Genomic DNA, 19,162 nt, shown 5'->3' on the forward strand with positions numbered 1-19,162 from the left:
ACCGCTATTCGCAAAACAAGGAAGGTACACTCCACATAGCATCAAGCGTGCCATTTACGTAACACTCTGAAACCATGGATATGACGCATGAAAGCCCCCCAAAAAACCACGCAGAGTGTACAAAGATTTTAACCCGCACGCCCGTATGCCACGACCGGTAAAAGTTGTTGAACGCCGTCAGACCACAACGCTGATACCCGCTGCCTGCAGAGCATCTTCCGTCACAACCCCGGGGCGCACTATCCGCACATGAGCGGGGCCGGCAACTTCCACAAGAGTGGAAGGTTTGCCCCCTGCGGGAGCCGGCGGCATATCAACCACGGCCGCCACCTGTCCGACCAGTTCAGGGTCAAGACCGGACGCAGCGGTCACTGCCTGCCTGCCGCTGATGTTGGCACTGGTTGAAACCAGCGCGCCTCCGCATGCGGTGCACAGAGCGGCAGCCGCAGGATGGGGAGTAACCCGCACCGCTACCCTGCCGGTTTCACCGGTCAGAATGGCAGGTATTCTGTCTGACGCGGTTACCAGCACCGAAAGCGGACCCGGCCAGAAAAGTTCTGCCAGACGTGTAACAAGCGGCGAAGACACGGCGGTAACCAGCCCCAGCTGACCGGCACTGCCGATGATCACCGGCAAAGGCATGCCCGAAGGACGGCGCTTGATGCGGTACACCGCATCCACGGCGCGCACGTCTGTGGCCAGACACCCCACGGCAAAAAACGTCTCGGTGGGGTACACCACCACTTTACCTTCCTGCAGCAGAACTGCCGCCTCGTTCACGTCCGTCACGGGGATGGTCTGTTGCGTCATCATGCAACCTCCGTTAATTCAATCACCTGCAACCAGTTATGCCCGCCACCGGTGAACGGCTTGAGGCTTTCGGTCTTGCAGTATACAAAGCGCCCATGCGCATTAACAACACAGCATCATATTTCTGCCGGAGCGGCATATGAGAAGCATACGCATCATAGCCGTGGGCAGGTTGAAAACAGCACACTGGAAGACGGCTGCGGAACACTATCTTACCCGTCTTACCAGAGCATTCAAGGTTGAAGAAACTATTATCAAGGACGGAAACGCCGCCCTGCCGCCGCTGGAGCGTAACGCGCAGGAAGGCGCACGCATTGTTGCGGCGCTGACGCCCGCCGATCTGGCTGTCTGCATGGATGAAACCGGCAGGCAGTTCACTTCGCAGCAGTTTTCGGCCTTTCTGACTCCCATGTGGGAAAACGCCAACCTGCGCCCGTGCTTTATCATCGGAGGAGCCTACGGCCTTTCGGATGAAGTACGCGGCAAAGCGCGGCACACCATGGCCCTTTCCGCCATGACCTTTCCGCACGAGATGGCGCGCGTGGTGCTGTACGAACAGCTGTACAGGGCAGACGCCATACTGCGGGGCACTCCCTACCATCACTAGCTGCGCAGGGCGGCGCCGCCGCACCGGCCAACCGCAACCGCAAAGGATCAACCATGCTTGAATTCAGCTATCTGGAAAAACTGGAAGAATACATGAAGTCCGGCAGAATGGCCGAAGACTTCGAATACTCCCCCGAAGAACGCCGGTATGAAATCCTCGAATTTCTGGAGCGTTTCATGGATGTGGCGGAACTTGCCGACAAAACCGCCACCAAGCTGATCTTCAAAAATTCTCAGCTGGGCGCTTTTTTTGAAGATAACGCCCAGAAATAACGGGCAGAGCCTTCCACTTCGTAGACATACTGCGCGGTCAGGTCCCAGCCGGACGGCAGGGGCCTGCCGTGTGCGGCATCGGGGCGGTCATGGTCCGGTGCAGGCTCGTTGGCAAGCACAATGACATACCCGCCCTGACGGATCCGGCCCTCAAGCAGTGAAAGCAGCTCCGGCCACGGCATGAACGCCCTGCTGACCAGCATGTCAGCCGGTGCCCTGTCCGCCATGAAATCCTCCACGCGGGCGCGGTGCACAAAGGTTCCTGACAACGGGTGTCTGGCCAGTACCATCTGCATGAACATGGTGCGTTTTTCGCGCACGTCCACCATATGGTACTCCCCGTGCTGCCAGACCATGCGCAGCGGAATGCCCGGCAGACCGGCCCCCGCCCCGAAATCCCATATCTGCGGGCCGCACTGGGGCACTGCATCGCGCAGAAATCTGTCAAGATGCAGACTGTCCACTATCAGAGTCCGCACCATGGGCTGCCATGTGCGCGGCCCCACCAGATTCATCACCGCGCTCCATTTCTGCAGCATGTTAAGATAAACTGTCAGTCCGGTAACGGCGGCGGGCGGCAACCGGAAGCCCAGTTCGCAACACAGGGCTTCCACCTGAGGTTCTTCAGCGGGTTTTGCGGGTCTGGCCATATAGCACAATCCTCATGTTCTCATTGAATAGCGGCATAAAACCGTGCGCACACCTACCCCAGCACGGGCCGGCAATCAACCCCGCACTTGCCAGCGCCGCCGTCTTGCACTATGCAGCGTACCACATACTGTTCCACCCCGCTGCCCTGTCTGCATCAGACATGCGGCAGAGGAACCGCATACGGCGGCGGGTACGGAAACCGAGGAGTGAAGCGATATGACAACAGCGAAAACAGCGATACTGTTTCCCGGACAGGGCGCCCAGCAGACCGGCATGGGCCGCGATGTGGCCGAGGCCGACAAAGACGTGATGGATCTCTGGAAAAAAGCCGAATCCATCAGCGGGCTGCCCCTGCGTGAAATATACTGGGACGGCGACGCACAGGCAATGGCCGACACCCGCAATCTGCAGCCCGCCCTGACGGTGGTCAACATTTCCCTGTGGATGCAGGTGGCGGGGCGCATGCAGCCTGCCGCCGCGGCAGGACACAGCCTGGGCGAATACGCGGCTGTTGCGGCCTCCGGCGCTCTTTCCGCCGCGGACACCATAGAACTGGTTTCCCTGCGGGGGCGCCTGATGGCCGAAGCGGACCCCGAAGGCCGGGGCACCATGGCGGCCGTGCTCAAACTGCCGCTGACCGACGTGGAAAGCGTGGTGCGCGAAACAGCCGAAGCCACAGGCGAAATGATTCTGATTGCCAACTACAACACCCCTGCCCAGTTTGTGCTGAGCGGCACCGCTGCCGCCATAGCCGACGCTGCCGCGCGGGTGAAGGAACGACGCGGCCGGGCCATGCCGCTGGCTGTCAGCGGCGCCTTTCACAGCCCCATGATGCAGCAAGCCGCGGACGAGCTGGCCCGTGTCATGGACAAACGCCACTGGAACAACATGAAGTTTCCCGTATACTGCAACGCCACCGGACTGCCCGTGCAAAACGGCGACAGCCTGCGGTCGGTGATGAAAGGCCAGATGGCCGGCAGCGTGCGCTGGATAGAAACCATCGGCAACCAGTGGAACGACGGCGTACGCCGCTGGGTGGAACTGGGCCCCAAAAACATACTGGGCAAAATGCTGCAGCCCATTCTGACGCAGTGCGGCGCCGCCGACGGCGAGTGGTCAACCAGCACGGCTTCGACCCGGGAAGAAACCGGCACCCTGTAAAACAGCGGCCCCTTTTCAGCTGTGCCGAAAAAAGGTATAGCAACTGAGAAAGGAAGACGGAGGCGACCCAGTGCGGTCGCCTTTCCACGTCCAGACAACCGACGGAATCCGCCTCTTGCAGGCACATCATACTTAACAACAACGGTGGTACAATGCGCGCAAAAAACCATCTGCAGACGGCACTGAAAGCCGTCGTGGCCGATCTGGAACTCCCGTGGCCCGATAAAGTTTCCATCGAGCCGCCCAAGGACAAAAAATTCGGCGATCTTGCCGCCAATATCGCACTGGTGCTGGCCAAGCCGGCGGCGATGCCCCCCCGCGAGCTTGCAGCACGCATCACGGAACGCCTGCAACAGAAATATCCCGAAATATCGGGAGTGGAGATAGCAGGTCCGGGGTTCATCAACGTGACCTATGCGCCTGACTTCTGGCACAGGACAGTGCACATGGTGGAACAGGCAGGCGGACGTTTCGGCAGTGTGAACGTGGGCAACGGGCGCAAAGTGCAGATCGAATATGTTTCCGCAAACCCCACAGGTCCTCTGCACATCGGCCACGGCCGCGGAGCCGCCATAGGCGACAGTCTGGCGCGCATGATGCGCTTTGCCGGTTTTGAAACCAGCACCGAATACTACATCAACGATGCAGGACGCCAGATGCTGCTACTGGGGGCCTCTGTCTACTACCGGGCAAAGCAGATCAAAGGTCTGGATGTGGCGGAACCGGAAGAATATTACCGCGGTGACTACATACGCGACATTGCGTCGGAAGTGCTCGGCTTTACTCCCGACCTGCTGGAAAAACCCGAAGAAGAAGCGCTTGCCGTCTGCCAGAAATACGCCGTCGACACCATAATGGCCGGTATCCGGCAGGATCTTGCCGACTTCTCCGTCAGCCACGATGTCTGGTTTTCCGAAAAATCGCTGGTGGAAACAGGTGCCGTGGACAAGACATTCGACAGGCTGCGCCGGTCCGGTCTTGCCTATGAAGAAGACGGAGCCCTGTGGTTCCGGACCACTGATTTCGGCGATGACAAAAACCGAGTCCTGAAGAAATCCAACGGCTATCTGACATACTTTGCGTCCGACATCGCCTACCACGACAACAAATATGACCGCGGGTTCGACCTGTGCGTCGACATATGGGGCGCCGACCACCACGGCTATGTTCCGCGCATGCGCGCCGCCGTACAGGCGCTGGGCAAACCGGCAGACAGCTTCGATGTCATTCTGGTGCAGCTTGTCAACCTGCTGCGCAACGGTGAACAGGTGGCCATGTCCACCCGCGCCGGTGAATTCGAAACCCTTGCCGATGTGGTCAAGGAAGTAGGCGCCGATGCCGCGCGCTTCATGTTTCTGTCGCGCAAAAGCGACAGCTCGCTGGACTTTGACCTTGAACTGGTCAAGCAGCGCTCCATGGACAACCCCGTGTACTACGTCCAGTATGCGCACGCCCGCATATGTTCCGTGCTGCGCAAAGCCGCAGAAAGGGGCACCACGCCTGAGACGCATTCGGACGAAGAACTGCTGAAGCCCCTCGTGCATGCCGACGAAATCGACATGCTGCGTCTGGTCGACCGGTTCGAAGATACGGTGGAGGCTGCCGCAACCAGTCTGAGCGTGCACCATATCAGCTACTATCTGCAGGAGCTTGCAAGCGCGCTGCACCGCTTTTACGCCAACCATCCGGTGCTCAACGCTCCGGATGAACAGATTCTCAAAGCACGGCTTGCTCTGCTGCGTGCTGTGGCACAGGTTCTGCGCAACGGGCTGGACCTGCTTGGTGTCAGCGCGCCCGAGGCAATGTAGCCGCTACCGGCATTATCCGTAACCTTCAGGCATCCGCATGAGCTTCAGCATCCGCAGTGAAAAAGGGTCCGCCGGCGCACGCCGGTTCATTATAGAAATGACCGCAGGCAAATTTGCGCTTGTCTGTTTTCTGCTGCTGTTCGGCTTCAGCTGGATGTTCACTTTCGGCGTCATGCTCGGGCGCGGGTTCAACCCCGAAGAATCCGTGCCCGCGCTGGCGCGTGTCATGCCTTCGCCGGATACGGCCGATGTATTGCCCGCCACACTGGATAACGAAGATGATGCAGATAAGGATGCGGCGGACAACGGCATTATAAAAACAGAAGAGCTGAACCTTCTGCGCTCGTTACGCAGCAGAGACGAGCACCAGCCGGCGCAGCGGCGGACGCCTCCGCGTCCTGCGGCGCCGGAACAGGCTTCCGCTGCGCCTGCGGCACCCCGGAAGGTACCGGCTACCGCCGTACGCAGCGTACCGCCGGACAGCATCCGCTACCGGTATCTGTATCAGGTGGCATCGCTGCAGGACGCTGCGGCGGCGCACCGTTTTGCCGAACATCTGCAGGAGTCGGGCATCAGCGCCGGTGTGGAGCGCGTAAACACCAGCAAAGGGGTCTGGCACAGAATTAATGTGACACTGAGCGGCACCACTGAAGAAGCTCAGGCACTCAGACGCAGACTGGCCACTCTGGGTATCAGGCAACCTCTTTTGAAAGAACAGGAAACCATTTCTGATTAACAAGCAATCTGAACCCGTTATCAGGTTGACGTAAGAGCGCACTTACATGTAGTTCTATCAACTCCATCTTTCAGTGAGCGAGAGACATATGCAAACAGGCACTTCTGCATCAGGACTGACCGCCCCCTTACAACAGCTCGGGCGCAATACTCTCCGGTTTATCGGAGAGCTTGGCGCGGTGCTGCTTTTTTTTCTTGATGCAGTCCGTCATATATTCATAGCTTCCCGCCTGTTCCGCAAGGTTGTCCAGCAGGTGTATTTCATCGGCTCCAAGTCGCTGTTTGTCATTGCCCTTATCGGCATTTTCACCGGCATGGTTCTGGGGCTGCAGGGCTACTACACTCTGGTCAAATTCGGCTCTGAAGGCTTGCTGGGGGCGGCTGTGGCGCTTACGCTCATCCGTGAACTGGGGCCGGTGCTTACGGCAATCATGGTCACAGGTCGCGCAGGTTCTGCCATGGCGGCCGAAATCGGCGTCATGCGCATATCCGACCAGATAGATGCGCTGGAGGTCATGGACGTCCCGCCCATGGGATACCTTGTCACTCCGCGGCTTCTCGCCTCACTCATCGTGTTTCCCATGCTTACGGCGCTGTTCAACACCATAGGCATCATAGGCGGATATCTGACCGGCGTTGTGCTGCTGGGCATCAACTCCGGTGTCTACTTTTACCGCATAGACAGCAGTGTGGGCTGGTCAGATGTGAGCGGCGGCTTTTTAAAAACCATGGTTTTCGCGGTGATAGTGTCCATTATAAGCTGTTATCAGGGCTATTTCACGCATATGCGTAAAGACGGCATGGGGCCGGAGGGCGTCAGCAACTCCACCACATCGGCCGTGGTGATGTCCTGTGTGCTCGTTCTGGTTTCAGACTATGTCCTGACCTCATTCCTGCTGTAGGATATGCATACCATGAAACAGACACAGAGATGGGACATCGGTCTGCACGACCTGACGCTGGGCTACGGGGACTCCGTGGTGCTCGACAAGCTGAACGCCACCCTGCCAGCCGGAAAGATCTCCGTCATACTGGGGGGGTCCGGCTGCGGCAAATCGACATTGCTGCGACACATTCTGGGCCTGAACAAACCCAAGAAAGGCAATGTGCTGCTGGGCGGCAAAGACCTGTTCAGCCTGAGCGGCAAAGAGTTCCGCAGACTGCGCAGACGCATGGGCGTGCTTTTTCAGGACGGTGCCCTGCTGGGGTCACTGACTCTGGGCGACAATGTGGCGCTGCCGCTTGCAGAGCACACAGCGCTGGACAAGGACACCATAAACACCATTGTCCGGCACAAACTTTCACTGGTCGGGCTGGCTGACTTTGCCCATTATTACCCCAGCCAGCTTTCAGGCGGCATGCGCAAACGTGCAGGTCTGGCGCGGGCCATAGTAATGGATCCGCCCATATTGCTGTGCGACGAGCCCACTTCGGGGCTGGACCCGATCAATGCCGCGCAGATGGACGCCCTGTTGCTGGAAATGAAAAAACGCTTTCCCGACATGACAATTGTCGTGGTAAGCCATGATCTGCAAAGTCTCGACTCCATTGCCGACTATGTGCTTGTACTCAACGAAAAACACGCTGTGTACGAAGGCGACCTGCAGACATTACGCCAGAGCGAAGACCCTTTTCTCCGGCAGTTTCTTGACCGGAAGGCCGGAGCGCCGCAAAGCGTTGACGCTCCTCTGGGCGAAACAGTACGTAAAGCGCTGGCCGACTGGCTGGACAGCTAACCGCAACCTTTTGTGAAGCGCACGGGAAAAGTATGAACAAGTACACAAAAGAAACCTCCGTCGGCATTTTTGTGCTCATCGGCCTTCTGTGCCTCGGGTACGTCACCGTCAAGCTGGGAAAAATGGAAGTATTTTCCAGTGAAGGATATACCGTTCAGGCCCGCTTCACGTCCGTGACCGGTCTGCGGGTAGGAGCCGACGTTGAAATTTCCGGCGTGCCTGTCGGCAAGGTCAGCGGCATCAATCTTGACCAGATGGACAACGTGGCGGTGGTCAGTCTGAGGCTGCGCCCCGATGTTGAGTTATCGGAAGACACCATCGCATCCGTCAAGACCAGCGGACTTATCGGCGACAAGTATGTAAAGCTGTCACCCGGCGGTGCCATGGACCTGCTGAAAGAGGGTGACGAGATACTGGAAACCGAATCGGCTCTGGATATTGAAGAATTAATCAGCAAATACGTGTTCGGAAAGGTGTAACATGCTTGCAATGCGTTCCGTTTTCACCAGAAGCCTTCTGGCGTTTGTTTTCTGTACCGGGCTGCTTTGCACCGCCCCGCAGGCGCAGGCGGCAGACCCCGGCGAAGAAGCGCGGGAAGCTCTCAGACACAACGTTGACGGTATCATAACGTTGCTGTCCTCGGCGGAGTTCAAAGACCCGCAGACCAGACCTCAAGTTCGCGGCGAAATTGAGGCGCTTATCCGCCAGAGCTTTGATTATGAAGAATTCGCCATGCGGACCGTCGGACCGCGCTGGCGGTCTTTCAATGACGACCAGCGTCACCGCTTTGCAGAAGCCTTCGCCGCACTGCTCCGGTCGTCATACATGGATCAGCTGGAAAGCTACAACGGCGAGAAGGTGGAATATGCGGACGAAAGGGCTTCTTCTGACGGAAGCCGCGTAGAGGTGCAGACATTCATTGTACAGCCCGATAAAAAAATTCCCGTGGCATACCGCATGTTGCATAAAGACCGCTGGGTAGTATACGATGTTCTTGTGGAAGGCATCAGTCTGGTAAAAAACTACCGGACACAGTTTCAGGAACTGCTGCGCAAGGAATCTCCTGACGAACTTATAACGCGTATCATTGCCAAGGCCGAAGAAGTCGGCAGGGCAAACGGCAACTGATACTGCGTCACCAGAAACGAGCAAAGAGGCATATATGAAAAGGGGAGTTTTTACCGGTCTTGCAGCAATAATGCTGCTTGCCGCGGTCTGCACGGCACAGGCGGCACCGGTATCACAGGGGGAACTGGTGACGCCTGAGCGCCTTGAAAAAGCGCAGATGGCTCCCGATGCCCGGGATGCGGCTCTTGCACAGCAAGAAGAAGAATTTCTGCTTGTTCTCAACAGAGACAATATCGACCCTGAGTTCGAAGACTACGGAACAGAGACATCTTCTGTTCATGTGGCCGACCCCATTGAAGGCTGGAACCGTTTCTGGTTCGGCTTCAATGACTGGTTCTATAATAATCTCGCCGATCCGGTCTGGCGCGGGTACGCTTATGTCACCCCCAGCGAACTGAGAACCGGTGCCGACAACTTTTTCCGCAACCTCGCCTACCCTGTCCGGTTCATCAACTGCATTCTGCAGGGCAAATTTGTGGCTGCCGGAGTGGAAACATCGCGGTTCATTGTCGACAGCACCATCGGCGTGGGCGGTCTCATGCAGCCCTCACGCGCCAAGAAGCCCCTTGTAGAACCCGACAGAGAAGACTTCGGGCAAACCTTGGGATATTGGGGAGTCGGTGAAGGTTTCTACATCGTATGGCCATTTCTGGGACCATCGACGCTGCGAGACAGTGGCGGTCTGGTGGCCGATGCCGTCACTCACCCGCTGTACTATGTTACGCCCATGTGGCACGGATTTGCTCTGGCAGGGTACGATCAGCTGAACAAGTTCGGCGGCGTATATGACAACTACATGGCCATCAAGGCACCTGCGCTGGCCCCCTACACCGCCATACGCGATGCATATATCCAGACGCGGCGAAGCCGCATTGCGCGGTAAAAAACAGCATCACAGGGGCGCTCAGGCGCCCCTTTTTCATGACCTGTTTTTTTCCGGCCGCGCAACGCGGGCTTGTCCGCATGCGCCGTAAACCTGTCTGCCCTGCTGTCCCTACCGTACCCGTACCTGAAAAAACGCCCCGCAGCCGGACAACCGGCTGCGGGGCAATACAAAAAATCGCAGGGGCACTGCCCCTGCGACCCTGCCCTGCGCTTTTCTCTTCCCCGCCGGTACACACGGCCTCAATGTAAAATTTTCCTGCACACTTCCGGTCCCGTATTGTCCCGCAAACAGAGAGAACTCGGCTCACATCTGTCAGGCCCTGCCAGCAAGCTGCCCCGCACCGCACCCCACGCGCACCCGCTGCTGCCGGAACATCACAAATATTTCGTTTCCGCAGCCGGTCCACAGCGCACGGGCACACAGGGATTACCGGTCCGGACACTACCGCAAACGTACTTCCTGCTGTGGTGTTTTCTTCTCGCCCGATGTCCGGTGCTGCGGCGTGTTGCGGCAAAAAGCCATGCGGTCCGAGCCATAACGCCATGAAAAGCACACCCAGCCCTGCCTGGCACAGAACACCGCCTGTGCCGGAATTGCGCAAAAAACAGACCGGCAGATCAAAGACATAACAATGCGGGCTGACCGCAGTCAGCCCGCCAATACGCGTCTAGGGCCATCCATTATCTGATGCAGGCGGCCGCGCACCTGTCTGCAGGCGGAATGAACAACGCACCAAACGGCTGCCCCGTCATAAGACACCTGCATCACCGGTCCCCCCCGCTATTCCGGTTGCCCTTTCCCGCTAGATGGGCGGGGCAATAGTTACAAGCACCTTCATGTCCGTGACAGCGCGCACGCCGTGCGGAGTACTTATAGGTGCCACCAGCACCGCTCCGCGTGGTGCGGGAATCACTGCATCACCGTCGCCCACAAACTCGCCTTCACCTTCGAGGACCACGATATTCAGTTCGCCCTCGATATTATGGCTGTGCACGGGCAGTTCCTGTCCGGCCTTGAACGTAAAGCTGACTATCTTGAAATTTTCCGACTCGTGGACCAGTTCCATGACAAACCGCTGATCGTCAAAGCGGACAGCTTCAAGCAGATTGTGACTCTTCATATGTGCCTCCATGGCTCTGCCGGCTCCGGCAGCTGGCGGAATGTCCTGCTGCAGCAGACCGGCATCTGTCTGTACCTGAACAATAGTCCCTGCCGCTGAAGACCGGCGTGACCCACGTCAAAAAAGAGTCTGCTTTATGCGGCAACCGCAAAAAAACACCGTGAAACACCGGAACATCCTGTTATTACAGAATTGACAATTCATGTCCGCCCAGATACCGCTTTGTTTTTATCACCTTTAACCTACGGACAAGACATGCTAACAGAAGTAGGCTTCATCGCCCTTGGCATTCCGCTGGGGCTTGTGCTGCGCAAGCGCGAAGCCGTGGTAAAGGCCGTGGACAAACTGACAATGTGGGCCATCTACACCCTGCTGTTTCTGCTGGGAGTATCGCTGGGCACCGACCAGAACATAGTCTCGCAGGCGGCGGGAATCGGTGCCAAAGCCCTGCTGATAAGCACCGGTTGCGTTGCAGGCAGTGCCGCGGCCGCGTGGTTTCTGGGCAGGTTCATCCTGCGCGGAGGCTTTGATGAAAGGTAGCCTGATTATTCTGGCTTTTTTTATAGCCGGTGCTCTGCTGGGATATTCCGGTATCACACCGGAAGTTCTCTCCAGCGATACCGTTTCCGCGTACGCGCTGTACTTTCTGCTTTTCATCGTGGGGGTGGGCATAGGGTTCGACACCCGCTGCTGGCGCATACTGCGCGAGATGCACATAAAGGTACTTCTGGTACCCGTGTTCATCATGCTCGGCACATTTGCCGGAGCGCTGGCCACGGCCCCTTTCATTCCCGGCCACAGCATCCGCGATGTGCTGGCTGTGGGGGCGGGGTTCGGCTATTACAGCCTGTCCAGCATCATGATTTCACAAATGGGTGACACAGTTCTCGGGTCCATCGCACTGCTTTCAAATATCATCAGAGAACTGATAACACTGCTTGCCGCGCCGCTTCTTGTAAGGTATTTCGGCAAATTAGGCCCGCTTGCCAGCGGCGGAGCCACAGCCATGGACACCACCCTGCCGATAATCACCCGCTTCTCCGGCGAACGATACGGCATCATTGCAGTATTCAGCGGCATGTTTCTTACCGTTGCAGTGCCATTTATGGTATCCGCCATAATGAGCTGGTAACCGCAGCGTATGTCCCGTGGTGTTTTCCGGCATGATTGCAGCCATACTCCTGCCCGTGCACATTGACAACCGGCTGCAAAATGAGCCATTATACATTTTTGTCTACTCCGGCAGAACACACAAAAGGAGAATGAGGATGCTGAAAAAAATTTGTCTGGCCATGCTCGCCGTCATGATGACAGCCAACGTGGCACTTGCGGAACGGACCATTGTTTTTGCCCATGACGCCACCTGGCCGCCCATGGAATACATGAGCGCCGACAAAAAGGTTGTGGGCTATGCCGTTGACTACATGGACGCGGTAGCCAAGGAAGCCGGCTTTACGGCCGAGCACCGCAATGTGGCGTGGGACGGCATTTTTGCCGGTCTTGCCAACGGCGAATATGATGCCATCGCCTCTTCCGTTTCAATCACCGAACAGCGCAAACGCGCCATGGACTTCAGCATCCCCTACTTTGAAGTCAAACAGGCAGTGGTACTGAACAAGTCTGTCGAAGCCAAATCGTTTGCCGACCTCAAGGGCAAAACCCTCGGCGCGCAGATTGGCACCACCGGCTACTTTGCCATCAAAAAAGCAGAAGGCGTCACCCCCCGCTCTTTTGACGAAATCGGCCTTGCCATGGAAGCGCTGTACAACGGCAACATAGACGGTGTGGTCTGCGATGACCCTGTGGCCGCCAACTACGCCCTGCAGCAGGAAGAATACGCCAAGCGCCTGAAAATCGCCTTCATCGTTGAAGCCGAAGAAAAAGAATACTACGGCGTGGCTGTAAACAAAGGAAACTCCGAAGTGCTGGCCCTCATCAACAAGGGCATAAAAGCCGTGAAGGAAAAAGGCATAGAAGAGCAGCTGCGCAAAAAGTGGATAGGTCAATAGCCGTACGGAAGTCGAATCAACGGGACTGGTGCATCCTGCACCGGTCCTTTCATTTTGCAAGCACACGGATACACTATCATGGCTGATAAAAAAGTCCGCATTGAAGTAACGGACGGCATGCTGATTCCCGACCCGAAAGACCGCAATTTTTTCAATGCGTGGTCCATCAGCTTCATCGGCGCCATCGGCATCATCATATACCTGTGCGCCAGCCGTCCCGATGTTTACTGGCGGCTGCTGCAGTATCTGCCCGACGGCATCGCAGTCACGTTCAAAGTCACCATTCTGTCCATTCTCTGCTCCATACCTCTGGGGCTGCTTACCGGACTGGGCCGCCTGTCACGCAACAAACTCATCAACACCATAGCATCCACATATGTCGAAGTTGTCCGCGGCATTCCCCTGCTTGTCCAGCTTTTCTACATATATTATGCACTCGGACGCTTTCTGCAGGTACCCAGCATGGTTGCCGCCGTCATTGCCATGAGTGTATGCTACGGCGCATACATGGGCGAGGTTTTCCGCGCGGGCATTGATTCCATAGACAAAGGCCAGACCGAGGCATCGCGTTCTCTGGGATTCAACAACGTGCAGACCATGTTTCTTGTCATTCTGCCGCAGGCATGGCGCACCATTCTGCCTCCTGTGGGTAACGAATTCATTGCCATGCTCAAGGACACCTCGCTCGTCTCCATTCTGGCCGTGGCCGACGTGCTGCGGCGTGGACGCGAGTTTGCAGCGGAGTCCTTTCTGTACTTTGAAACCTACACCATGGTGGCCCTTATCTATCTTGTAATAACCCTGCTGCTTTCCAAAGCCGTCAGCATCATGGAAGCGAGGCTGAATTATTATGACCGCGACTGAGCCAATCATCAGCATTAAAAACATCTACAAATTCTTCGGTGAACTGACGGCCCTCAATGATGTATCGCTGGACGTGCAGCCGGGAGAAAAGGTTGTGGTCATCGGCCCTTCCGGTTCGGGAAAATCAACCATGCTGCGTTCCATCAACAAGCTGGAAACCATCGACAAGGGCAGCATTCGTGTGGACGGCATGGACATAAATTCGCCGGAGAACGACATAAACGCCATCCGGCAGGAACTGGGAATGGTCTTCCAGAGTTTCAACCTTTTTCCGCACAAGACGGTCATGGGCAACCTGACCATGGCTCCTGTGCGGCTGAAAAAGGTACCTCTGGAAGAAGCGGAAGCCCGTGCTCTCATGCTGCTGAAAAAAGTAGGCATCAGCGACAAAGCCAATGTCTTCCCTTCCAACCTGTCGGGCGGACAGCAGCAGCGCGTTGCCATAGCGCGCGCTCTGGCCATGAACCCCAAAATCATGCTGTTTGACGAGCCCACATCGGCACTTGACCCCGAAATGATCGGAGAAGTGCTGGACGTCATGGTGGCCCTTGCCAAAGAGGGTATGACCATGGTGGTGGTTACGCATGAAATGGGCTTCGCCCGGGAAGTTGCGGACCGCGTGGTCTTTATGGATCACGGCCAGATTCTGGAAGAAGGCACACCGGACAGGCTGTTTGATTCGCCGGAACATCCCCGTCTGCAGAAGTTTCTCAAACAGATTCTCTGATTGTACTGCACCAGAACAGGCGGCACGGTACTGACAACAACGGGGAGCTCCATCAGGGGCTCCCCGTTTTACTGTATGCACAGGTTACTGTATGCACAGGTCCGTAAACTGCCGCGGGGCGCAACGCCACACCGCGCAGGCAACAGAAGCATCCGGTCAAAATCAGGCCACGGCATGCAGCAGGGCCTGCCGTACCTCCTCGCACTGCTGTTCTTCAAGCAGCTTGTTGCCAAAGACATCGCGCACCGAAAAAGAATCAGACGTCTGCATTCCGTGGGTGGTTATGCGGGCAAACTGGATATCAAGCCGCATGGCCTGCATGGTGCGGGCAATGTCGTACAGCAGCACGGGCCTGTCTGGTGCAGTGATATCTATGACAGAATAAAAATCGGAAATGGCGTTGTCGATGGTTACTTCCGTGCGCCCGCCTCCTGCCTTCTGCACAGGGCTCAGCGACCTGCTGCGCATTTCTTCCAACCGGAAATCAAGCGACAGCTTGCCCGTAAGGGCAAAATGGACAGAACCTCTGACCTTTGCCCAGAAATCTCTGGCATACAGCGGGTCAGGAGGAGGCGATACCCGGAAGACATCCAGCACCACGCCGCCCCCCCAGACAAAAGCATCGGCGGAAAACACATCCAGCCCGTGCAGGGCCAGTACGCCGGTCAGCACCGAAAAAAGTCCCGGCTGGTCCTTGGCGGCAAAAACCAGCTCCCACACGTCACCGGCGTCCCGCGCCTCCAGCAGAACAACCCCGTTGGCACCCCGCTTTTCGCCCAGACGCCTGCGGGCGTCCTCAATGTCTCTTTCCAGCCGCAGCATAAGTGCGATATGGCGCAGTACGTCCTCAGGCTCGGTAGACAGCATGTACCGCGAAGGCACTCTTTCCAGCCAGCTTTCCGCCTGTTCCGGCGTATAGGGCAGCCTGCGTCCGTTTCTGCCCACAAGCTCGCGCACCATATCGTAATGACTCAGCATATCAGAAACAGCCTGCGGCGTTCCCAGTTCGCTGTCACTAAGCATATTGCGCACTTTACGGTACAGTTCTTCAAGCAGGCCGCTTATCCAGCTGTTCCACGCACGCGGGCCGGTGGCCCGCGCATCGGCACAGGCAAGCAGAAAGAGCAGATCAAGGCGCCGCATGCTTCCCGCCGTGCCTGCACAGCGGGCCACCACCGATTCGTCAGCAAGATCACGGCGCAACGCTGTACGGGAAAGCAGCAGGTGATTACGCACCAGAAACACTATTTCCTCGCGCTGCGCATCGCCCAGTTCCCACCGGCGCAGCAGGTTGTCCGCCACTGCGGCACCCGTTACCGAATGATCGGCAGAGCCGGTTTTGCCAAGATCGTGCAGCAGCGCCCCGAACATCACCGAAACCCTGCCCGACGTATCAAGCGAGTTCCAGAGCTCTGCCGCCACGCTGCCGGCAGAAGCGGAATCTTCCAGATGGCGCAGAGTAACAAGCGTGTGCAGCCCTACCGGATAGGTATGAAACCCGTCAAACTGCACACGGTCGCGCACCACCCCGTACTCCGGCACCAGAGCACTCAACAGGCCGGTGTCGTCCAGACGTCCGAAAACATCCCAGGCATTGCCCCCGCTGAGCAGGTCGGCAAACGCAGGCCCCAGATCGGGCAGTGCCGCCAGTTCAGCAGCCCGCTCCGTAGCCAGCCGGACAAGAGAACGGCGCATGCGCCACCCTGCCAGCGCTTTTTCCGGCTGCGCCGCGCTCTGCTTCATAAGGCTGAGCACCGTACGCGGTGTGGCTTCCTGCATTACCTGCTCCGCCGACAACCCGGCGGACGTGTTCATGGCCAAAGCTTCGCGGCAGGCCAGCGCCAGCGCCTTGACAGACCCCATACAGCGGTGCAGTTCGCCCAGAAAATGCTCCACTGCCAAAAGCCCGCCACCGTCGGCATACCCCATCCGGCGTGCCACATCCGGCTGCAGGTCAAGCGGCAGCAGATCGCTGCGCCTGCCGGTCAGGGCGTGCAGCCTGCACCGCACATCGTGCAAAAAGTCCACGTTGGTACGCAGCAGTGCTTCATCTTCTGCAGAAAAACCCACACGCCGCAGCGCCGCGTGCAGCCCGCAGCCGATGCCAAACCGGCACATGAGCATCCAGCGGATCAGGTGATAATCCCGCAGTCCGCCAAGCCCCTCCTTCAGGTTGGGCTCCAGCAGCAGTGCTCCGTCGCCATGCGATGCCAGCCGGCGTTCATGCTCCGTGTCCAGCCAGTCCGCAAAAGCTTTACCGCGCCGCGGGAGCACCTTTTCCTCCAGACGCTCCATCATTTCAGCAAATACAGCCTTGCTGCCGGTAACAAAGCGCGCATCAAGCAAAGAGGCCAGTACCTTATGGTCCTTTGCTGCCAGTTTCAGGCAATCTCCCACAGTGCGGAACCCGTGGCCGAGTGCATACCCTGCATCCCACAAAGGCAGAAACAGCGGCTGCGCAAGGTCGATGGCCTGCGGCGGTATGGAGCGGCGACAGAGAATAAGAATATCAATATCTGAGCCGGGGCACAGTTCGCCCCGCCCGTACCCGCCTGTGGCCACCAAAGCCACTTTGCCGCCGGCGGCTCCCGTTGAAGAAAGGCGCGAGACAAAATACCTGTCCAGCAGGGCGCTCAGTTCGCGCTCGTAGCGGGGCAGCCTTCCGTCGGGCGGTCCCCCGAGCTGCGAGTCAAAGACCGCACGTCCGGCCATGAGCACGGCACAGGAATCAGCGGCTTCATATGCGTCATGGCCGGACGGCGTCAGTTTTTCCACAGACATCAACTCTCCACAGGTTGCTTTTCAGGATGCAGACAGATCAGACAGCGCCGGTTCCGGTCTCTCCCGTCCGGATGCGCACCACGTCATCCACGGGAATGATGAATATCTTGCCGTCGCCGACTTTCCCCGTCCGTGCGGCTTTCATTACTGTTTCCACCACACTCTGCACCTGATCGTCTTCCACCACGACCTCAATCTTGGCCTTGGGCATGAAATCAACCTGATACTCCGCACCGCGGTAAACTTCCTTGTGGCCGCGCTGCCTGCCGAAGCCTTTGACCTCGGAAACGGTCATGCCTTTGATATCAAGCTCGGTAAGACTTTCTTTCACCTCATCCAGCTTGAAGGGCCTGATGATGATTTCAACTTTTTTCATACTGAGTCCCTGCCTTTACATCTGGTAGGCGGTTTCGTTGTGTTCACTCACATCAAGACCGGCAAGCTCGGCTTCACCGGAGACCCTGAGTCCCATGACCGCATCGACAGCCTTGAAAAGCAACCAGCTGGCAACATAGCAAAACAGCCATGTAGCCACAACCGAGACAAACTGCACCCAGAGCTGATATGCGTTGCCGTGCAGCAGACCGTCTGCCCCGCCCACGGCGGCATCGGCAAAAATTCCGGTTGCCAGCGCGCCCCACGTGCCCCCAATACCATGAATCCCCACCACATCAAGAGCGTCATCATAACGCAGCTTGTGCTTGAGAAACACACCGCCGTAGCACAGCACTCCGCCGGCCAGCCCGATGAACACCGCTGAAGCCGGTGTGACAAACCCTGCCGCGGGAGTAATGGCAACCAGTCCCGCCACGGCTCCCGAAGCCGCACCAAGAGTGGTTGCTCTGCCGCCATGCAGTTTTTCCACGGCAAGCCAGCCCACCAGAGCCGCAGCCGCGGCAAGATGTGTGGTTACAAATGCATTGGCTGCCGCGCCGTTGGCCGCCAGCGCGCTTCCGGCGTTAAAACCGAACCAGCCGAACCACAGAATACCTGCTCCCAGTACTGTCATGGGCAGATTGTGCGGAATAAATGCCTCGCGCCCATATCCGCGGCGCAGTCCCAGCACATTGGCAGCCGCCAGCGCAGCAGCGGCAGAGCTCATATGCACCACGGCCCCCCCGGCAAAATCAAGCGCACCCAGCCGGGCCATCCATCCGCCGCCCCAAACCCAGTGCGCCATGGGCGCATACACCAGCACAAGCCATAAAACAGAAAACAGCACCATCGCCCCGAAACGGATACGCTCGGCATAGGCACCCGAAATCAGCGCCGGTGTGATAACGGCAAACATGCACTGAAAAACCATGAACAGCAGATGCGGCAGATTATCGACAGGACCCGGTTCCGTGCCTACGTTATGCAGAAAAAGATACTCCAGCCCGCCGATAATGCCCCCGTGGTCACTGCCGAACGCCAGAGAATACCCCACTGCCCACCAGACAAGCGAGGCAATGCCGAGCAACGCCACGCTGTGCATGGTGGTGCTGAGCACATTGCGCGATCTGACAAGCCCCCCGTAAAACAACGCCAGCCCCGGTGTCATAAACATCACCAGAGCCGAACAGACAAGAATGAAAGCGGTATCTGCCGCGTTCATAGACTCCTCCTGAAGTAAAAACAAAAAATTGCAATCCCCTGCCGTTAGCCGGAAGAAAGCAAGCAGCAGGCCAGAAGAAGTTTTTTTCGCAATCATTGCAGGTTACGAAAGCCAGCTCATCCGCGCGGCATGGCAAAAGCACATATTTTATACATATTTGTTATTTTTTACAAATCAATAAACACAATTTTGTTAAAACAACAAAAGATACTTACCGAGGTAAGTTTTTTGTCTGCGCCCATTCCCATAGCAGCACTCGTGTGTTATGAG

Annotated in this window: 21 protein-coding genes; 15 read left to right on the forward strand and 6 right to left on the reverse strand. The window is 57.4% G+C overall.

What is annotated here, in order from left to right:
* Nucleotides 1-177: 177 nt before the first annotated feature.
* The gene (locus tag H586_RS0101445) at nucleotides 178-813 is read right to left on the reverse strand and encodes an L-threonylcarbamoyladenylate synthase (RefSeq protein ID WP_081701737.1); all 636 of its coding nucleotides are present in this window, start codon (nucleotides 811-813) and stop codon (nucleotides 178-180) included.
* 136 nt (nucleotides 814-949) lie between these two features.
* Here H586_RS0101445 and H586_RS0101455 point away from each other — a divergent pair, with 136 nt between their 5' ends.
* Together H586_RS0101455 and H586_RS0101460 are read left to right on the forward strand one after the other, a co-directional pair.
* Entirely contained in the window at nucleotides 950-1,417 is a 468-nt protein-coding gene (locus tag H586_RS0101455; RefSeq protein ID WP_011368171.1) for a 23S rRNA (pseudouridine(1915)-N(3))-methyltransferase RlmH, read from the forward strand.
* 53 nt (nucleotides 1,418-1,470) lie between these two features.
* The gene (locus H586_RS0101460) at nucleotides 1,471-1,689 is read left to right on the forward strand and encodes a hypothetical protein (protein WP_011368172.1); all 219 of its coding nucleotides are present in this window, start codon (nucleotides 1,471-1,473) and stop codon (nucleotides 1,687-1,689) included.
* Here the strand turns inward: H586_RS0101460 and H586_RS0101465 are convergent.
* Nucleotides 1,650-2,339 (reverse strand): 16S rRNA (guanine(527)-N(7))-methyltransferase RsmG, encoded by a 690-nt coding sequence (locus tag H586_RS0101465; RefSeq protein ID WP_027181187.1) that lies wholly within the window; start codon nucleotides 2,337-2,339, stop codon nucleotides 1,650-1,652. The two genes, H586_RS0101460 and H586_RS0101465, sit on opposite strands and share 40 nt — an antisense overlap.
* A 217-nt stretch (nucleotides 2,340-2,556) precedes the next feature.
* Between H586_RS0101465 and H586_RS0101470 the strand changes: the two genes are divergently transcribed.
* The 8 genes from H586_RS0101470 to H586_RS0101505 all read left to right on the forward strand — a co-directional run bounded on the left by H586_RS0101470 (nucleotide 2,557) and on the right by H586_RS0101505 (nucleotide 9,791).
* A complete protein-coding gene (locus tag H586_RS0101470) occupies nucleotides 2,557-3,501 on the forward strand; it encodes an ACP S-malonyltransferase (RefSeq protein ID WP_011368174.1) in 945 nt (314 codons plus the stop codon).
* 152 nt (nucleotides 3,502-3,653) lie between these two features.
* Nucleotides 3,654-5,309, forward strand: a complete 1,656-nt coding sequence (argS, locus tag H586_RS0101475) for an arginine--tRNA ligase (RefSeq protein ID WP_011368175.1) — start codon at nucleotides 3,654-3,656, stop codon at nucleotides 5,307-5,309.
* A gap of 37 nt (nucleotides 5,310-5,346) precedes the next feature.
* The gene (locus H586_RS0101480) at nucleotides 5,347-6,045 is read left to right on the forward strand and encodes an SPOR domain-containing protein (RefSeq protein WP_011368176.1); all 699 of its coding nucleotides are present in this window, start codon (nucleotides 5,347-5,349) and stop codon (nucleotides 6,043-6,045) included.
* Nucleotides 6,046-6,133: 88 nt separating this feature from the next.
* Nucleotides 6,134-6,946: an MlaE family ABC transporter permease gene (locus H586_RS0101485; RefSeq protein WP_011368177.1), complete on the forward strand. Its 813-nt coding sequence runs from the start codon at nucleotides 6,134-6,136 to the stop codon at nucleotides 6,944-6,946.
* Between the two features lie 12 nt (nucleotides 6,947-6,958).
* Complete coding sequence (locus H586_RS0101490) at nucleotides 6,959-7,780, forward strand: ABC transporter ATP-binding protein (protein ID WP_011368178.1); 822 nt, start codon at nucleotides 6,959-6,961, stop codon at nucleotides 7,778-7,780.
* Between the two features lie 32 nt (nucleotides 7,781-7,812).
* Nucleotides 7,813-8,259 carry an outer membrane lipid asymmetry maintenance protein MlaD gene (mlaD, locus tag H586_RS0101495; RefSeq protein ID WP_011368179.1) on the forward strand — a complete coding sequence of 149 codons (447 nt, stop codon included), beginning with the start codon at nucleotides 7,813-7,815 and terminating at the stop codon, nucleotides 8,257-8,259.
* Between the two features lies 1 nt (nucleotide 8,260).
* Entirely contained in the window at nucleotides 8,261-8,908 is a 648-nt protein-coding gene (locus tag H586_RS0101500) for a Tgt2/MlaC family protein (RefSeq protein WP_027181189.1), read from the forward strand.
* 34 nt (nucleotides 8,909-8,942) lie between these two features.
* Nucleotides 8,943-9,791 carry an MlaA family lipoprotein gene (locus H586_RS0101505; protein ID WP_027181190.1) on the forward strand — a complete coding sequence of 283 codons (849 nt, stop codon included), beginning with the start codon at nucleotides 8,943-8,945 and terminating at the stop codon, nucleotides 9,789-9,791.
* Between the two features lie 805 nt (nucleotides 9,792-10,596).
* Here H586_RS0101505 and H586_RS0101510 read toward each other — a convergent pair.
* The gene (locus H586_RS0101510; protein ID WP_011368182.1) at nucleotides 10,597-10,914 is read right to left on the reverse strand and encodes a cupin domain-containing protein; all 318 of its coding nucleotides are present in this window, start codon (nucleotides 10,912-10,914) and stop codon (nucleotides 10,597-10,599) included.
* A 255-nt stretch (nucleotides 10,915-11,169) separates the two neighbouring features.
* On the opposite strand from H586_RS0101510, the gene H586_RS0101515 reads away from it, so the two are divergent.
* The 5 genes from H586_RS0101515 to H586_RS0101535 all read left to right on the forward strand — a co-directional run bounded on the left by H586_RS0101515 (nucleotide 11,170) and on the right by H586_RS0101535 (nucleotide 14,514).
* On the forward strand, nucleotides 11,170-11,454 hold the full coding sequence (locus H586_RS0101515; protein WP_011368183.1) for a LysO family transporter: 285 nt from the start codon (nucleotides 11,170-11,172) through the stop codon (nucleotides 11,452-11,454).
* Entirely contained in the window at nucleotides 11,444-12,046 is a 603-nt protein-coding gene (locus H586_RS0101520) for a LysO family transporter (RefSeq protein ID WP_011368184.1), read from the forward strand. The genes H586_RS0101515 and H586_RS0101520 overlap by 11 nt, the downstream gene beginning before the upstream one ends.
* Nucleotides 12,047-12,182: 136 nt before the next feature.
* Nucleotides 12,183-12,923: a basic amino acid ABC transporter substrate-binding protein gene (locus H586_RS0101525; protein WP_027181191.1), complete on the forward strand. Its 741-nt coding sequence runs from the start codon at nucleotides 12,183-12,185 to the stop codon at nucleotides 12,921-12,923.
* Between the two features lie 78 nt (nucleotides 12,924-13,001).
* A complete protein-coding gene (locus tag H586_RS0101530) occupies nucleotides 13,002-13,787 on the forward strand; it encodes an amino acid ABC transporter permease (RefSeq protein ID WP_027181192.1) in 786 nt (261 codons plus the stop codon).
* Nucleotides 13,774-14,514: an amino acid ABC transporter ATP-binding protein gene (locus H586_RS0101535; RefSeq protein WP_011368187.1), complete on the forward strand. Its 741-nt coding sequence runs from the start codon at nucleotides 13,774-13,776 to the stop codon at nucleotides 14,512-14,514. The genes H586_RS0101530 and H586_RS0101535 overlap by 14 nt, the downstream gene beginning before the upstream one ends.
* Nucleotides 14,515-14,676: 162 nt before the next feature.
* On the opposite strand, the gene H586_RS0101540 is transcribed toward H586_RS0101535, so the two are convergent.
* Genes H586_RS0101540 through H586_RS0101550 form a run of 3 tightly spaced genes read right to left on the reverse strand, consistent with a single transcriptional unit; the run spans nucleotide 14,677 to nucleotide 18,892 of the window.
* A complete protein-coding gene (locus H586_RS0101540; RefSeq protein ID WP_027181193.1) occupies nucleotides 14,677-17,295 on the reverse strand; it encodes a bifunctional uridylyltransferase/uridylyl-removing protein GlnD in 2,619 nt (872 codons plus the stop codon).
* A gap of 37 nt (nucleotides 17,296-17,332) precedes the next feature.
* On the reverse strand, nucleotides 17,333-17,671 hold the full coding sequence (locus H586_RS0101545; protein WP_011368189.1) for a P-II family nitrogen regulator: 339 nt from the start codon (nucleotides 17,669-17,671) through the stop codon (nucleotides 17,333-17,335).
* 15 nt (nucleotides 17,672-17,686) lie between these two features.
* A complete protein-coding gene (locus tag H586_RS0101550; protein ID WP_027181194.1) occupies nucleotides 17,687-18,892 on the reverse strand; it encodes an ammonium transporter in 1,206 nt (401 codons plus the stop codon).
* Nucleotides 18,893-19,162 lie beyond the last annotated feature (270 nt).

This window comes from Oleidesulfovibrio alaskensis DSM 16109, from assembly GCF_000482745.1.
GTDB classification, from domain to species: domain Bacteria; phylum Desulfobacterota; class Desulfovibrionia; order Desulfovibrionales; family Desulfovibrionaceae; genus Oleidesulfovibrio; species Oleidesulfovibrio alaskensis.

Excerpts from the sequence above, each read along its gene's own strand:
- H586_RS0101445 (WP_081701737.1), bottom strand. The coding sequence starts at position 813 with ATGATGACGCAACAGACCATCCCCGTGACGGACGTGAACGAGGCGGCA.
- H586_RS0101455 (WP_011368171.1), top strand. The coding sequence starts at position 950 with ATGAGAAGCATACGCATCATAGCCGTGGGCAGGTTGAAAACAGCACAC.
- H586_RS0101460 (WP_011368172.1), top strand. The coding sequence starts at position 1,471 with ATGCTTGAATTCAGCTATCTGGAAAAACTGGAAGAATACATGAAGTCC.
- H586_RS0101465 (WP_027181187.1), bottom strand. The coding sequence starts at position 2,339 with ATGGCCAGACCCGCAAAACCCGCTGAAGAACCTCAGGTGGAAGCCCTG.
- H586_RS0101470 (WP_011368174.1), top strand. The coding sequence starts at position 2,557 with ATGACAACAGCGAAAACAGCGATACTGTTTCCCGGACAGGGCGCCCAG.
- argS (WP_011368175.1), top strand. The coding sequence starts at position 3,654 with ATGCGCGCAAAAAACCATCTGCAGACGGCACTGAAAGCCGTCGTGGCC.
- H586_RS0101480 (WP_011368176.1), top strand. The coding sequence starts at position 5,347 with ATGAGCTTCAGCATCCGCAGTGAAAAAGGGTCCGCCGGCGCACGCCGG.
- H586_RS0101485 (WP_011368177.1), top strand. The coding sequence starts at position 6,134 with ATGCAAACAGGCACTTCTGCATCAGGACTGACCGCCCCCTTACAACAG.
- H586_RS0101490 (WP_011368178.1), top strand. The coding sequence starts at position 6,959 with ATGAAACAGACACAGAGATGGGACATCGGTCTGCACGACCTGACGCTG.
- mlaD (WP_011368179.1), top strand. The coding sequence starts at position 7,813 with ATGAACAAGTACACAAAAGAAACCTCCGTCGGCATTTTTGTGCTCATC.
- H586_RS0101500 (WP_027181189.1), top strand. The coding sequence starts at position 8,261 with ATGCTTGCAATGCGTTCCGTTTTCACCAGAAGCCTTCTGGCGTTTGTT.
- H586_RS0101505 (WP_027181190.1), top strand. The coding sequence starts at position 8,943 with ATGAAAAGGGGAGTTTTTACCGGTCTTGCAGCAATAATGCTGCTTGCC.
- H586_RS0101510 (WP_011368182.1), bottom strand. The coding sequence starts at position 10,914 with ATGAAGAGTCACAATCTGCTTGAAGCTGTCCGCTTTGACGATCAGCGG.
- H586_RS0101515 (WP_011368183.1), top strand. The coding sequence starts at position 11,170 with ATGCTAACAGAAGTAGGCTTCATCGCCCTTGGCATTCCGCTGGGGCTT.
- H586_RS0101520 (WP_011368184.1), top strand. The coding sequence starts at position 11,444 with ATGAAAGGTAGCCTGATTATTCTGGCTTTTTTTATAGCCGGTGCTCTG.
- H586_RS0101525 (WP_027181191.1), top strand. The coding sequence starts at position 12,183 with ATGCTGAAAAAAATTTGTCTGGCCATGCTCGCCGTCATGATGACAGCC.
- H586_RS0101530 (WP_027181192.1), top strand. The coding sequence starts at position 13,002 with ATGGCTGATAAAAAAGTCCGCATTGAAGTAACGGACGGCATGCTGATT.
- H586_RS0101535 (WP_011368187.1), top strand. The coding sequence starts at position 13,774 with ATGACCGCGACTGAGCCAATCATCAGCATTAAAAACATCTACAAATTC.
- H586_RS0101540 (WP_027181193.1), bottom strand. The coding sequence starts at position 17,295 with ATGTCTGTGGAAAAACTGACGCCGTCCGGCCATGACGCATATGAAGCC.
- H586_RS0101545 (WP_011368189.1), bottom strand. The coding sequence starts at position 17,671 with ATGAAAAAAGTTGAAATCATCATCAGGCCCTTCAAGCTGGATGAGGTG.
- H586_RS0101550 (WP_027181194.1), bottom strand. The coding sequence starts at position 18,892 with ATGAACGCGGCAGATACCGCTTTCATTCTTGTCTGTTCGGCTCTGGTG.